At 64.1% G+C, this 14,798-nt stretch carries 13 protein-coding genes and 1 pseudogene; 7 read left to right on the forward strand and 7 right to left on the reverse strand.

The features are described from left to right. A partial coding sequence (locus tag JHD07_RS15810) for an ABC transporter transmembrane domain-containing protein (protein ID WP_291623776.1) occupies positions 1 to 413 on the reverse strand: 413 nt, incomplete at its 3' end. Positions 414 to 686: 273 nt separating this feature from the next. Between JHD07_RS15810 and JHD07_RS15815 the strand changes: the two genes are divergently transcribed. After that, a complete protein-coding gene (locus JHD07_RS15815) occupies positions 687 to 1,757 on the forward strand; it encodes a glycosyltransferase family 4 protein (protein ID WP_291623778.1) in 1,071 nt (356 codons plus the stop codon). 253 nt (positions 1,758 to 2,010) lie between these two features. Here JHD07_RS15815 and JHD07_RS15820 read toward each other — a convergent pair whose 3' ends face one another. The 5 genes and pseudogenes from JHD07_RS15820 to JHD07_RS15835 all read right to left on the reverse strand — a co-directional run bounded on the left by JHD07_RS15820 (position 2,011) and on the right by JHD07_RS15835 (position 8,325). After that, entirely contained in the window at positions 2,011 to 3,939 is a 1,929-nt protein-coding gene (locus JHD07_RS15820) for an alkyl sulfatase dimerization domain-containing protein (protein ID WP_291623780.1), read from the reverse strand. 90 nt (positions 3,940 to 4,029) lie between these two features. After that, positions 4,030 to 5,187 (reverse strand): GGDEF domain-containing protein, encoded by a 1,158-nt coding sequence (locus JHD07_RS15825; RefSeq protein ID WP_291623782.1) that lies wholly within the window; start codon positions 5,185 to 5,187, stop codon positions 4,030 to 4,032. A gap of 118 nt (positions 5,188 to 5,305) precedes the next feature. After that, positions 5,306 to 6,586 (reverse strand): TRAP transporter large permease subunit, encoded by a 1,281-nt coding sequence (locus JHD07_RS39785; protein ID WP_366864586.1) that lies wholly within the window; start codon positions 6,584 to 6,586, stop codon positions 5,306 to 5,308. A 219-nt stretch (positions 6,587 to 6,805) separates the two neighbouring features. Beyond that, a pseudogene (locus JHD07_RS39790) lies at positions 6,806 to 7,282 on the reverse strand (TRAP transporter small permease subunit); the annotation flags it as partial. Between the two features lie 272 nt (positions 7,283 to 7,554). Continuing rightward, complete coding sequence (locus tag JHD07_RS15835; protein WP_291623786.1) at positions 7,555 to 8,325, reverse strand: methyltransferase domain-containing protein; 771 nt, start codon at positions 8,323 to 8,325, stop codon at positions 7,555 to 7,557. A 176-nt stretch (positions 8,326 to 8,501) separates the two neighbouring features. On the opposite strand from JHD07_RS15835, the gene JHD07_RS15840 reads away from it, so the two are divergent. Together JHD07_RS15840 and JHD07_RS15845 are read left to right on the forward strand one after the other, a co-directional pair. After that, positions 8,502 to 8,933 carry a pyridoxamine 5'-phosphate oxidase family protein gene (locus tag JHD07_RS15840; protein ID WP_291623788.1) on the forward strand — a complete coding sequence of 144 codons (432 nt, stop codon included), beginning with the start codon at positions 8,502 to 8,504 and terminating at the stop codon, positions 8,931 to 8,933. Positions 8,934 to 8,947: 14 nt separating this feature from the next. Next, positions 8,948 to 9,238: a hypothetical protein gene (locus JHD07_RS15845; RefSeq protein ID WP_291623789.1), complete on the forward strand. Its 291-nt coding sequence runs from the start codon at positions 8,948 to 8,950 to the stop codon at positions 9,236 to 9,238. Here the strand turns inward: JHD07_RS15845 and JHD07_RS15850 are convergent. Next, positions 9,196 to 10,164: an AraC family transcriptional regulator gene (locus JHD07_RS15850; protein ID WP_291623791.1), complete on the reverse strand. Its 969-nt coding sequence runs from the start codon at positions 10,162 to 10,164 to the stop codon at positions 9,196 to 9,198. The genes JHD07_RS15845 and JHD07_RS15850 overlap by 43 nt on opposite strands. Before the next feature lie 477 nt (positions 10,165 to 10,641). On the opposite strand from JHD07_RS15850, the gene JHD07_RS15855 reads away from it, so the two are divergent. The 4 genes from JHD07_RS15855 to JHD07_RS15870 all read left to right on the forward strand — a co-directional run. Then, positions 10,642 to 11,586, forward strand: coding sequence for an AraC family transcriptional regulator (locus JHD07_RS15855; protein WP_291623792.1), 945 nt, complete (start codon positions 10,642 to 10,644; stop codon positions 11,584 to 11,586). Between the two features lie 96 nt (positions 11,587 to 11,682). Continuing rightward, on the forward strand, positions 11,683 to 12,672 hold the full coding sequence (locus JHD07_RS15860) for an alpha/beta hydrolase (RefSeq protein WP_291623795.1): 990 nt from the start codon (positions 11,683 to 11,685) through the stop codon (positions 12,670 to 12,672). A gap of 39 nt (positions 12,673 to 12,711) precedes the next feature. After that, entirely contained in the window at positions 12,712 to 13,917 is a 1,206-nt protein-coding gene (locus JHD07_RS15865) for an NAD(P)/FAD-dependent oxidoreductase (protein WP_291623796.1), read from the forward strand. Positions 13,918 to 13,950: 33 nt separating this feature from the next. Next, positions 13,951 to 14,798: MBL fold metallo-hydrolase (locus tag JHD07_RS15870; protein ID WP_291623798.1), on the forward strand; the 848-nt coding region annotated here is incomplete at its 3' end.

Raw genomic sequence — 14,798 nt, forward strand, 5'->3', positions numbered from 1 at the left:
ACCGTGAACACCGCGTTCGAGGTTGCCGTGATCCGGCTCGTCAGCATGCCCGGCATCCGGTCCGAGAAGTAGCTCGGCGCGTGCCCGGTCAGATGACGAAATATGTCACGCCGTAAATCACCCGTGACCCGGACGAAGGTGAAGCTCGCGGTCCAGCTCGCGATGCGCCACAGGAAGTTGTCGGCGGCGATCAGGGAGATGAGCAGAATGAATGCCAGCCATACGCCACCGCCTTGCGACGGGCCCGCGGACAAGGCGTCAACCAGCGACTTTACCCCGTACTGGGTGCCTACGGAGCAGGCAACCGCCCCGACGACTGCGGTGAGGATCACCAGATGCGACGCCATTCGCATCCGAAGATAGCGCAGGACAAAGGCAAATGGCCTGCGCGCGTATCCGGAAAGGTGATCCATATGACTATCGCCCCGTTATGCTGATTTTCATTTTGTTACTGATCGACTGAACATCGACCCGTTCGCCTCGGTTCCCGGGCCAGGCGATCACGACATGCAGATGCGGACGATGTGAGAAGAGCTGATGGCATCATCGGGGCCGCGCTGCACCGTGTCGAAGAAGTAACGATCGAGGGAAGGAACTTCGCAAATGCGAGAACGTTCCCAGTCTGGCATGCCGGTGCCGAGACAAGGCGGGGGCTTTAACTCCATGATCGCAGAGGAGATGGTGAGATGCGCATTGCGCAGGTAGCTCCGTTGACGGAGGCTGTTCCACCCAAGCTATATGGCGGCACCGAGCGGGTGGTTCATTGGTTGACGGAAGAGCTGGTGGCTCTTGGACACGACGTGACGTTGTTCGCCAGCGGCGACTCGCAGACGTCGGCTAAACTGGATGCGCTTTGGCCGAGGGCGCTCCGTCTCGACGGTTCCGTGCGCGATCCCAATGCGCTCCACATGGTGCTGCTGGAGCGGGTGCGGCAGAAATGTGACGACGAAGAGTTCGACTTCCTCCACTTTCATCTCGATTATTATCCGTGGTCGCTGTTCCACCGACAGCCGACGCCATTCGCGACCACGCTGCACGGCCGGCTCGACCTGCCGGAGCATCAGCCGGTCTTTAACACCTTCTCCAAGATGCCCGTCATCTCGATCTCCAATGCGCAGCGGCGGCCGGTGCCGCAGGCGAACTGGGTGACGACGATCCATCACGGCCTGCCCGAGAACCTGCTGACGCCGAAGCCCGCAAAGCAGGAATACCTCGCCGTGCTCGGCCGCATCGCGCCGGAAAAAGGCGTCGACCGCGCCATCAAGATCGCGGCCCATTGCGGCATTCCGCTGAAGATCGCGGCCAAGGTCGATCGCGCGGACCAGGATTATTACGACGAGCTGATCCGGCCGATGATCGAGAACAATCCGCTGGTCGAGTTCATCGGCGAGATCGGCGATCACGAAAAGTCGGACTTCCTGAGCGGCGCGCTCGGACTTCTGCTGCCGATCGACTGGCCGGAGCCGTTCGGCCTCGTCATGATCGAGGCCATGGCGTGCGGAACGCCGGTGGTCGCCTTCAACCGCGGCTCGGTGCCTGAGATCATCGACGAAGGGCTGACCGGCTTCATCGTCGAGGACATCATCAGCGCCGCGGGCGTGGTTAAGCGCCTTCCGCAACTGGACCGTGCCGCGATCCGCAAGCAGTTCGAGACACGCTTCACCGCGCGGCGCATGGCCCTCGACTATCTCGCCGCCTACCGCAGCCTCGCCGAGCGACAGGCGCCGCGGATCAAGCTGGTGAGCAGCGCGGAGTAATTCACGGCCGCCGCACCGCGGCTGCCAATCGAAGCGCCCTCTCCCTTGTGGGAGAGGGCTCAAGAACGAGGCCGCTTACTTGCTGGGGTGAGGGGTGGCCTCCGCATTTAAAACTTTCTCCGTTGAGAAAGACCACTCATCCGGCGCCATAGCCGATCCAACGGCATCGGCGTTCTAAGTGAACGGCGGCCAAAGGCCGCCTATGCCACCTTCTCCCACAAGGGGAGAAGGAAAGAGCCAACAGCGTCCTCCCCTACCTCACCTCCGCCCGCTTTGGCTCGACGATCTCGAACATCCGCGGAAATTCGTCCATCAGTCCCATCAGCTCGGCGAGCTTCATCGGATTGCCCGAGAGCTCGATCTTGCCGGCTGCAACCGCCTCCGGGAAGCTCGTCAGCTTGGCAATCACCTCGTCGAGCGTCGACCGCGCCAGCGTGAAGCCGGCATCGGCGCCCTCCGCCTGCACGCCCTCGCTGTAAGTGAGCGCGCAATTCTCCAGAGTGAGCACGAACGTCTCGCCGGTGTCGGAAAAGCGCCAGTTCAACACGATGTGCTTGCCCTCCGCCCTCGGCCCGTTGAGGCGGATGCCGAGCACGTCCCAAAGCTGCTCGGTACGCAGCGCCGCGAGCGTCTCGCGCGGCATCGGCGGGCGGGCCGGCACCTTCGGCATGCCGTGACGCAATTCCTGCGCGCCGAACAGATAGGCGTTGCGCCAGGTCGCGCTCTCGGCGACGTAGCCGAGCTGCTCCAGCGTATCGGCCAGGAGTGCGCGCGCCGCCGCATGATCCGGCTCGGCAAAAACGAGATGACCGAGCACCTGCGCGACGAAGCGAAACTCGCCCTTGTCGAAATCCGACCGCGCACGCGCCAGGATCGCTTCCGCGCCACCCATGTATTCCACGTACTTCCTGCCCGACTCCACCGGCGGCAGCGGATCGAGATTGACCGGATTGGCGTCGTACCAGCCGAGATATTTCTGGTAGATCGCCTTCACATTGTGCCGGATATGACCGTAATAGCCGCGGCCGTGCCATGCACCCTCCAGGCTCTTCGGCAGCCGGATGGTCTCGGCAATCTCGGCAGCGGTGAGGCCGTGATTCATCAGCCGGACGGTCTGATCATGCGCGAATTTGTAGAGGTCGCGCTGCTGCCGGATCATCGTGCCGATGCGCTCCGTTCCCCACACCGGCCAGTGGTGCTGGCCGCACATCGCCTCCGCCTTGCCGTCCCAGAGCTGCAAGGCTTCGCCGAGATATTTCGACCACGCCAGCGCGTCGCGGACGTCGGCGCCGCGGAACGGCAGCAGATTGTGGAAATTGTGCGTGCAGTTCTCGGCGAGGTTCAAGAGCTTGTAGCGCGGGACGAAAAAGTGCATCTCCGCCGGCGCCTCGCTGTTCGGCGCCATCTGGAATTCGAACGCGACGCCGTCGATCACGCGCTTGTCGCCGGTCGCCATGATCAGGTCCGTGGGGCGCAGCAGCGCGACCGATCCTGCCGCCATCGACTTGCCGAGCCCGCAATCGACCTGTCCGCGCACCCCCTTCGCGAGCAGCGGCCCGAACTGGTACTGCGCCCGGCGCAGCATCGCCGGCCCTGCGATGATGTTCTCGGAGACCGCGTGCTCCATGAACAGGTTCGGCGCGATGATGGGAACGCGGCCCGTTGCCAGCGCATCCTCCTCCAGCACGCCGCGCGCGCCGCCCCAATGGTCTGTATGGGTATGGGTGAAGATGACCGCCACGACCGGCCGCATGCCCCGATGCTTGAAGTACAGATCGAGCGCAGCGCGCGCGCCCTCGATCGAGGTCAAGGTGTCCACGACGATGACGCCGCTGTCGCCCTCGATCAGCGTCATGTTGGCGATGTCGAGCCCGCGCACCTGGTAGACGCCGGGCACGACCTCGAACAGGCCGTGCTGCATGTTGAGGCGCGACTGCCGCCACAGGCTCGGATTGACCGTGTGCGGTGCCCGCACGGCGGACAGGAAGCCATAGGGCTCGAGGCTCCAGACCGTCCGCCCTTGCGGATTCGTGATCGCCGCGTTCTCGATCGTGCCCAGAAAACCGCGCGCGGCGTCGTCGAAGTCGCGCGTATCGGAAAACGGCAATGCGTCGAGCATGGCCTCTTGCTGCGCGATGACGGACGGTGATGCGTCCTTCGGCTCGCTGCTGGATTCCGTCATGTTGCTCCTCCCCGCCTGATGCACGGCATCTAACCGCATCCTGCGGTCGATTGCCATTGGAGGAGACGAAGGAAATGGAGCGAGATGCTGCTAGGCAGCTACGCCTTCAACGGCTTGGCGCGATGCCGTGGCGTTGTCTGCCGCCCGCAATTCGCTGGCCAGTACATAGCCGCCACGATTCTGCTTGGCCCGATACAGCGCCTTGTCCGAGCGGGACAACAGCGCCTCTGCGGTTCGGCCGTCGGCCGGCGCGACGGCAACGCCGACGCTCGCACCGAGATCGATCACCTGTCCGTCGACCTCGTATGGCCTGCCGATCGATTGCACGATCCGCCGTGCCATCGTCTCTGCGTCGGACGCGGCGCGCTGCACCAGGACGAATTCGTCGCCGCCCATGCGGATCACGAGGTCGTCGGGCCCGGCCAGCGCCTTGAGCCGCCCGGCGACCTGCTTCAGCAGCGCATCGCCGGCGGGATGTCCGAACCGGTCGTTGGCTTCCTTGAAGCGGTCGAGATCGAGCGTATGGACGGCAACCATCCCGGCCGCGAGCATGGCGGGCAAGTCCGTCGCCAGCACCGAGCGGTTGGACAGGCCCGTCATCGGGTCGATGCGCGACAGCTGCTCGAACTGCCGCTTCAGCGTGATCTGGTTGATCGAGGCGTTGAAGCTGAGGCGCACCATCTCGAAGCTTGCAACGACATACATGAGAATGAGTAGCCCGAGCCCGGCATGGCGCAGATCAGGCTGCATGAAGGTGACGATCGCGGTGGGAGCGGCGATCGCGACGAGATCGAGCAGCGCCGCGACCGGACGCAGCGCCAGCCGCGCCACCACGCCCGCGCCGAAGCCGAATCCGATGCCGATCGCCATCACCGAGCAGAGCGCATCGCCCAACATGATGCTGCGCGCAGCGAACACGCCGAGCACGAGGGCCGTTACAACGGTGCCGGCAATGTAGCGCCGTTCCCATTGCACGGCCTCGGCCCGGCCGAGTTGCGGTGGGCGGGCAAGGCGACGACGGAAGGCGATGATTTCAAACAGGCGGACAACGGCCACCACGACACCGGCGACCGTCAGGGCTGCCGTGACCATGTCGCCGGTCTCGTAGGTCGTGATGGCGCCGACCATCGCCTGACACGCGGCCGCGAGCACGGTCGGCATCGTCGTGCCGTGAAGGCCCGTGATGACTTCCAAATGGACGGCGTCGGAAATCGATGCCCGTCCGGATTCCATTCTGTTGAACAACATGCCAGCCCATCCGCTGGCATGGTCCTACCGCGTATCCGTAAAACGGGCTTCCCGCACAAATGCAGCATTTGAGCGCACGAATTTACCGCGCGTTAGCCATGTCCCTTGGCGTCTCCCCCTACATGCCCAGCATGCGTGGCAGCCACAGCGACAGGCCGGGCCAGTACGTCACCACCACCAGGAATCCCAGCATCGTCAGCAGCCACGGCCACACCGCGACCGTGAGCTCAGTGATGCCCATCTTGGCGATGCCGGAGGCGACGTAGAGGTTGAGGCCGACCGGCGGGTGGCACAGCCCGACCTCCATGTTGACCGTCATCAGGATGCCGAAATGAATCGGGTCGATGCCGAGCTTGACCGCGACCGGAAATAGGATCGGCGCCATGATCAGGATGATGGAGGACGGCTCCATCACGTTGCCGGCCAGCAGCAGCAGCAGGTTGACGAGCAGCAGGAAGCCGATCCACCCCAGGCCCTGGTCGATCATCCATTGCGCCAGCGCCTGCGGCACGTTCTCGTAGGTCATCAGGAACGAGAACAGCACGGCGTTGGTGATGATGTAGAGCAGCATCGCCGACAAATTGGCCGACGACAGCAGCACCCGCGGCACGTCGCGCAGCTTCAGATCCTTGTAGATGAACACCGCGACGATGAAGGCGTAGACCGCGCTGACGGCGGCGGCCTCGGTCGGCGTGAACAGGCCGCTGTAGATGCCGCCGATCACGAGCACGATCAGGAGGATGCCCCAAATCGACTTGCGGAACGCGTCGAGACGTTCGCGCAACGTCGCCTTCGGCATCCTCGGATAGTCGTTGCGCCAGGCCCGATAGAATGTTGTCGCTCCGAGCAGCGAGGCGAGCGCAAGCCCGGGCACGATGCCGGCGATGAAGAGCTTGCCGACCGAGCTGTTGGTCGACACGGCATAGAGAACCATCGGGATCGACGGCGGAATGAGAATGCCGAGCGAGCCGGACGTCGTAATCACGCCCGCACCGAAACGCTTCGGAAAGCCCTGGGCGACCATCGCAGGCAGGATCACCGAGCCGATCGCCACCACGGTCGCCGGCGAAGAGCCGGAGATCGCGGCAAACAGCGCGCAGGCGACCACGCCCGACAGCGCGAGGCCACCGTACCAATGCCCGACCAGCGAGGTCGCGAATGCGATCATCCGCCGCGCAACGCCGCCGTGAGTGAGGAAGTTGCCGGCGAGGATGAAGAACGGGATCGCCATGATCTCGAAATTCTCGATGCCGGTGAACAGCTTCAGCGCGACCGACTCCGTCCGCACGTCGGTCAGCGCGAACATGAAGCTGAGCACGGTCAGACCGAGCGCGATCGAGATCGGCATGCCCGTGAGCATCAGGGAGAGCAGGAGCGCGAACACGATGAAGACACGCAGGCCCTGCGGCAGCGTGATGACGTGGGCCGCATGAGCGAAGCACAAGGCAACGATCAAGACCGGCACCAGCATCAGGATCCAACCGAGCGGGCTGCGCTCGTCCCGGACCACCTGGCTGCGCGTGACCGGCGCCGGATGCACCGGGTCCGCCTCGACGCCCTCGACGCCGGCCATGTCGTGATGCGGCAGCTCACCGGTGCGGTAGAACGACCAGGCGACCTGGAGGAAGCGGAAGCACATTAAGGCGGAGCCGAGCGGGATGGTGAGATAGACCATCCACATCGGCGCTTCCAGATCGTTGGACTGCTGACCGCTCTGCCACATATGGGTGACGAAGGCGGCGCCGAAATAGCCGACGATGGCGGTGAACAGCGCGCCGCAGAGAAGGCCGAAGGTGATGACGCGCCGGCGCGAGCCGCCGGGAAGGAGGTTGACCAGCACGTCGACGCCGACATGGATGCCGGTCCGCACGCCGTAGGCGGCGCCGAACTTCGCCATCCAGATGAACATATAGATGCAGAGCTCCTGCGCCCAGGACAGGTCGAGCGCGGCAAGCCACACGAACACCGCGCGCGCCGGCACGGCGAGGAAGGAAAGATTTCGCGCTTCCGCCCATTTTGCGATGTCGATCGACAGCCCCGCGCCGTAGCGATGCAGCACGGCGACGAAGATGAGCGACGTTGCAGCCGCGATCATCGTCGCGATCAGCCACTCCTCGAGATGATCGAGAAAACGATTCAGCGCGCGCAACAACTTGGTCCCCCCGGATTGGATTTTCAAGCGCAACGGCCGGGCGTGCGACCACCCCCGACCGTTGGTGTTGTTCTTATTGGGCCGCAGCCGTCAGTTCTTCTCGACGCCCCCTTGCGGCCTCACGTCCAAGCTAACTTGGCGAGCGCCGTCTGCGCAACCCGGCGTCCGCGCGGGTCCAACGGAACGAGCGTTCATGCCGCATTGCGGCAGTGCCATCAGCCTTTGCGCTGGGCGACCATGAACAGGCGCCGGAACGGGAACAGCGTCTGCCCCGCCGCATTTTTCGGATAGGCCTTCGCGACCCGCGCTCCATAGGCGGCCTCGAACGCGGCCTTCTCATCGCCTTGCAGAATGTCGAGGTAGCGCGTCAGCCAGGTGCCCTTGGTCCATTCCTTCACGGGGTTCTCGCCTTCCAGCACCTGCAGATATTCGGTCTCCCAGATGTCGATGCTGGCCGACATCGGCGCCAGGAGATCGTGATAGAAGGCCGGCCCCTCGACCGGCGGCGGAGTGACGAGATGGGCGACCTTGGACCGCCAAGGACCATCAAGCGCGGTCTCGCCGATCAGCACATGCGAGGGCGCGGTGAAGTTGCGCGGCATCTGCACCGCAATCGTGCCGCCCGGACGCACCTTCTCCATCAGCGACGGAAACAGGGCCGCATGATCGGGCAACCAGTGCAGCGCCGCATTGGAGTAGATCAGGTCGTACTGCCCGGCGGGACTCCAATGCCCGAGATCTTGATGTGACCATTCCACGTCAGGCGCCGTCTTGCGGCCCGCGGCGACCATTTCGGCCGAGCCCTCGACGCCGGTCACGGCGGCTTGCGGCCAGCGCTCCCTGAGCAGCTTCGTCACATTGCCGGCGCCCGCCCCGAGGTCGGCGACCTCGCGCGGCGCCAGATCCGGAATCCGCATCAACAGATCGACCGCAGGGCGCAGCCGATGGCCGGAAAACTTCAGATATTGCTGCGGATCCCACACCATCGCTCGCGCCTTTTCGTTGTTCTCTTCGTCGCAGCCCCTAGTTACCACTGCTGCTCTTGGCCGGGCAAATCCGTGGCAGCGATTGGGCGGAAGCAAACCGGGAGAAACACTGGCTCTCCTTTTTGGGGAACATGGGTCTTGTCCCGTCGTTGCTCCCGCTCAAGAAAGGAAAGTTCATGCCCAAGACATCGCTCGCCGAGATCGCAAAGGAGATGGCCGGCATCGACATCGCCATTCTCTCGACTCACACCGAAAACGGCGAAATCGCCAACCGGCCCATGAGCAACAATGGTGACGTCGCCTACGACGGCACGTCATACTACTTCACATACGAACAAGCGCGGACCGTCCGGGACATCGAAGGAAATCCAAAAGTGGCGCTCGGATTCTCGTCGGAAGCCGGCCTCTTCTCGAAGGGGATCTATGTCGCCGTCGAAGGGACCGCCGAGTTGATCCGGGACAAGGCCGCATTCCAGCAGCATTGGACCAGCGATCTGGACAAGTGGTTCGACAAGGGCATCGACACGCCAGGCATCGTCCTGATCAAGGTGAAGGCCAACCGCGTCACCTACTGGAAGGGAAGCGAAGAGGGTGAGGTCGCGCTCTGATCGGCCCGGCGACGATGAGACGGTTCTTCGACTGGTTCTTCCGGAGCCGTGAAACGGGCGCCATCACCATAGCGCAGTGGCCGAATCTGCTTCTCTGGACCGTCATCGTTGCGGGCGTTCTGCTTTGGATCTGGCCTTCCGCAGGGAAGGCCAGCCTCGGTTTGACCATCGTTATGAAAGGCGGCCTCATCCTGTGGGGCGCCGACGAGATTTGGCGCGGGGTGAATCCCTGGAGGCGCTGTCTCGGCGCCGCCATCGTCGGCTATGAGTTGATCACGCTCGTGCCGCAAGGCGAGTTCGCCTGACCTTTCGGGCCTGTTATTCCCTCCACATCGCGCCGCCATGCACCAGGACTAATACCGGCGACCGCGGAGAAGACCCGCGTGAAGTGGCTTTGGCTGGCAAAGCCGGCTGAAATAGCAACCTCGGACAGTGAAAGGCCGCGCTCACTAATCAGACGCTTGGCGGTCCTCACGCGATGATGCAGCAGCCAGCGATGCGGCGGCAGACCGGTCGCAGCGCGAAACGCACGAGAGAAATGGCTGACGGAGAGGCCGAGTTCGGCCGCGATCGCCTGCAACGGCACCTTGCCGCCGAGATCCGCCTCGAGTTTGTCGCATGCGCGCGCGAGCTGCCATGGCGCAAGCGCACCGCGCCCGGTTCTGGACTTGTGCCGATACCCTCCATAGGTCGCCGCGACATGAGCGGTGAGCGCCAGCATCATGTGATCGATGAAGAGCTGGTTGACCTCGTCCGGCCGGCGCAATCCGTCGCCCAAGCAAACGCCGATATGGCGGACGATGGCATCGTCGTGGCCGACTGGACTGCAGTCGAGCGCATCGATGCGCCGCGCACCCGACTGATCGGCGAGACCATCGAGCGCTGAGCGCGGCACGTAGAAATGCAGAGAGTGAAACGGCTTGTCGATCACGTAGCGGGGGTCGGCCTTGAGATCGTAGAGGTAAGTCGTCCCGGCATGGACATCGGCCTTCGTGAGGTGACGGCCCTGTTCCCAGATTTCGCACTCCGGATAATCGCGCAATTTCAGGCTGACGAGATAGGCATCTTCCGCAGCAAACGAACCGGACAGACCCAGCACCGGATTGTCGTTTCGGGTTTCCGTAACAGCGATCTCGGTATTGCGCAGCGACCGGGTCATGAGCGTGGGAGGCACTTCGTCAAGGCGGAGCAATGCTCCGAGACGTTCACCGTACGCGCCTGTGCTGGTCATCGGATGTCTCGCCTGGGCGGTCGTGGAGCAGACCACAGCGCCATACCATTCCCAGGGTCGTATATAGGTATTTGCCCACCGCTGTCCACGACCGACGAAGTCGCACCCGCCCCCGATTGAAGTCCCGTCCGAATCCGTCAAGCATTTCAGAATGATCGGCTCGTGCCCTGACGGCGTGAGGGCCACCGGAACGCGGCGTCCACATCACGTCTTTTTCACAAACGCACGCGCGTGAGGCGCGCCCGGCGTGCGCGCAGAAGGATCAGGCAATGCAGGGCAGAATCAGGAAAGACACAGGTCCTCGCACTGCCTAGAACCCGTAAATCGACGGCATCGGAACCTCGACGGATCGTCTTCGGACCGGATCCAGCCCTTGAGCAAAGATCACCAGACCGGCCGTTGGGCCCCGTTTTGCGGCGGCTGAAACGATGATCGATTTGTCGCGCATCTGCGACGCGGTCTCACACGAGCAGAGCCATGAGCAAAGTTGTTGTGCGCGAATCTCGCAGCGAAATCCCCCCCGCTTCGCAGGTGCGGCGCGACCCGGCAGGCGATCGGCCCGCGGCCGATGCGGAAATGGCCCGCGTGCTCGGCACGGTGCCTTTCCGCATGGCGCTGGATTCCTCCGGCGCCGGCATTGCTCACTGGAAGCACGAGCCGTTGCACGACGTCGTTGCGCCCATGAGCCATCACGTCATCATGGCTTACAACGGCGCGGTGCAACGCATGGAGCGGCGATCCGGGCAATACAGCGCCATCGGGACGTTTCGCCCGGGAGTCGTGATCATTATTCCGGAGGGATCGAGCTCCCGGTGGGACATTCCAAGACCCGTCGACGTCGTTCAGCTCTACCTTCCGCAGACAACGCTGAGGCGCGTGGCCGACGAAGCCGAAGCCGGCGCACTGTCTGAACTCCTGGAGCGAACCGCGCATCCCGATCCCGTCACGTCCCGATTATTGCTGAGCGCGGCGGACGTGCTGGAAGGAAACGAAGCCCTCGATACGCTTTTCAGACAGCAACTGATGGATCTGCTCGCGACGCGTCTTTTGGCTGCGCACACCGGCTCGCCAAGCACGATAGCGCCGGCCAGGGGTGGGTTGGCGCCGAAAACACTGCTTCGAGCGATCGAGCGGTTGCGCTCCGACAGTGATGCCGACGTCTCGCTCGCGGCGCTTGCCGCGGAAGCCGGCTTGTCGCGCTTTCACTTCTGCCGTGCTTTCAAGGACAGTACCGGGCTTTCTCCGCATGCCTGGCTGCGCCAGCACCGGCTCGAGCAGGCCATGAACATGCTGCGCGACACCGACGCCTCCGTCGTCTCGATTGCCGTCACGCTCGGCTACTCCTCACAGACCGCCTTCGCCGCCGCGTTTCGAAAGCTCACCGGAGAATCGCCGAGCGACTGGCGGCGGCGCGCTCGTTAGCAGCAATCGCGCTGCAATCGCGTCAATCGCGCTGGGGCATCGGCGCATGCGTTCCGCTAGGAATCATGGCGCCCCCCACCTGAAACGGAAATGGCAATGACCTTGATCAGCTCTGTCAACCGGCTCGCGAGCACCTCGCGGCGAAGCATCCTCGCAACAACTCTCTTATACGCGGCGTCGTTGACCGTCCGCTCCACCTCCGCAGTAGGTAGCGATGTGGAGACCGCGGCCCTCTCGACCGGCAGGAGCGGCGCCACAAGCTCTGTCACCACCAGCGACGGCGCAAAGATCTTCTACAAGGACTGGGGACCGAAGTCCGCACAGCCAATCGTCTTCCATCACGGTTGGCCGCTCAGCGCCGATGACTGGGATGCCCAGATGCTCTTCTTCCTCGGCAAGGGGTTTCGCGTGATCGCCCATGACCGCCGCGGCCACGGCCGCTCCAGCCAAATCGACGACGGGCACGACATGGACCACTATGCGGCCGACGTCGCTGCCCTGGTCCAGCAACTCGATCTTCGCAATGCCATCCACATCGGCCACTCGACAGGCGGCGGCGAGGCAGCGCGCTACGTCGCGCGTCATGGCCGCGATCGCGTGGCCAAGCTGGTGCTCATCGGCGCTGTGCCACCTTTGATGCTCAAGACCGAGTACAATCCCGGTGGCTTGCCTCTTGAGGTCTTCGACGGCTTGCGCGAGCGGCTCGCTGCCAACAGGCCGCAATTCTATCTCGAATTCGCGAGCGGCCCCTTCTACGGATACAATCGTCCAGGCGCCCAGCCTTCGCAGGCGACGATCTGGAACTGGTGGCGTCAAGGCATGATGGGCAGCGCCAAGGCCCATTACGACGGCATCAAGGCCTTCTCCGAGACGGACTTCAGCGAAGACCTGAAGAGCATCGCTGTGCCGACGCTCGTCCTGCATGGCAGCGACGACCAGATCGTTCCCGTCGCAGACTCCGCACCGCTGTCGGCCCGGCTCCTGAAGCACTGCACCCTGAAAATCTACGACCGGCTGCCGCACGGCGTCTGCACGACCCATCCCAACATCGTCAACGGCGACTTGCTCAGGTTCGCGACGGCGTAGCCTCGTTTTCATCGCAATCAACTCGAAGGACCAGTCAACATGCGCGTCGTCATCATTGGCGCCGGCTTCGCCGGTATGTATGCCGCCCTTTCAGCCGCCCGCCTGCGCGACATCCAGGGCGTTCCACCCGACGAGCTCGAGATCGCGCTCGTCGCGCCCGAGCCGACGCTGGTGGTTCGCCCGCGGCTCTACGAACCGAACCCCGAGACCCTGGTCGCACCGCTGCAAGACGTCTTTGAGGCGATCGACGTCGTCTATGTCAGGGGCCATGCCGAGGCGATCGATACGAAGTCCAAAATCGTCGAGGTCGCTGCCGCGCAGGGCACGCGGAAGAAGCTACCCTACGACCGCTTGGTGGTTGCCACCGGTAGCCGGCTGTTTCGCCCGAACGTTCCTGGCCTTGCCGAGCACGGCTTCAGCGTCGACCAACTTGATGATGCGATCGCGCTCGATCGTCACCTGCACGGGCTGGCGAACCGTCCGGCTTCGCAGGGGCGCAATACCGTTGTTGTCGCAGGAGGCGGATTCACCGGCATCGAGGCAGCAACCGAGGTGCCGTCGCGCCTGCACGAAATCCTCGGCAAGGACGCCCGGCTGCGCGTGGTCATCGTCGACCGCAATGAGACGATCGCCCCGGATATGGGCGCAGGCGCCAGGCCGATCATCGAGGAGGCACTGCGCAAACTCGGCATCGAGACAAGGCTCGGTGTCGGAGTGGCCTCCCTCGACAAGTCCGGCGTCACGTTGTCAAGCGGTGAACGGATTGAATGCGAAACGACGATCTGGGCCGCCGGCATGCGCGCCGCTCCGTTGACCGCACAGATCCCCGCCGAACGCGATCAGTTTGGCCGACTGCTCGTCGATCGTGATCTTCGCGTCCCCTCGGTGAGCGGCGTCTTTGCGACGGGCGATGCTGCACGGGCCGCGTGTGACGATGTCGGCAATTACGCGCTGATGTCATGTCAGCACGCGACCCGGATGGGCGCCTTCGCCGGCAACAACGCCGCCGCCGAGCTGCTCGGCGTTCCGACCAGACCCTATCACCAGAAGGCCTACGTCACCTGCCTCGACCTCGGCCAAACCGGCGCGCTGTTCACGCGTGGCTGGGAGCGCACGGTGGAGATGGTCGGCGACGTCGCCAAGAAGACCAAGCAGGAGATCAACACCGTCTGGATCTATCCGCCCAAGGCCGAGCGTGCCGCAGCGCTCGCCTCCGCCGACCCCGAGCGCGTCACCGCGCTCTAGCAACCAACCCCCAACTTCGAAAAGGAGACCGACATGAATCTGCACAACGCTTCCCTCGCCGCGAAACCCGAAGAGCTCGTACCGTCGCGGTACGCGGTGCGCATCGGCGATATCGACGTGCTGGTGGTCAGCGACGGCGTGCTGCCGCTCCCGACCGCCATGCTGGCGCACAACGCCGACCCGGCCCTACGGGCCAACTGGCTGAACGAGATGTTCCTGCCTCAGGATGCCTTTGACTGGGCACTCAATGCGGTGATGGTGCGAAGTGACGACAAGACGATCCTCATCGACGCGGGACTGGGGTCCGATCCTGACTTGCATCTGCCGCGCGCCGGACAGTTGATCAAGCGGCTGGAGGCCGCCGGAATTGACCTCTCGTCCGTGACCGATCTCGTGTTGACCCACATGCACATGGATCACGTCGGTGGCTTGCTGGTCGACGGCGTGAAGGAGCGGTTGCGCAAGGACCTGCGGATCCACGTCGCCGCCGCCGAGGTCAGGTTCTGGGAGTCGCCCGACTTTACCCGCACGAACATGCCGCAAGGCTTCCCGGATGCGCTTCGGGCGACCGCCAAGCAGTTCGTGAGGATGTACGGCAGCCAGATCCGGACGTTCGACGAGCAACACGAGGTTGCACCTGGTGTCGCCGTTCGTCGCACCGGCGGTCACACCCCCGGGCATAGCGTGGTCCGCGTGGCGTCCGGCGGCGAGGCGCTGACATTTGCTGGCGATGCCGTGTTTGCGGTCGGGTTCGACCAACCCGAGTGGCACAACGGCTTCGAGCACGACCCCGAGGAGGCGGCGCGCGTCCGCATCCGGCTGTTGCGGGAGCTCGCGGAGAGCGGCGAGCTGCTGGTGGCCACGCACATGCCGTTCCCCTC

The sequence above is a fragment of the Bradyrhizobium sp. genome, from assembly GCF_016462955.1.
GTDB lineage: Bacteria > Pseudomonadota > Alphaproteobacteria > Rhizobiales > Xanthobacteraceae > Bradyrhizobium.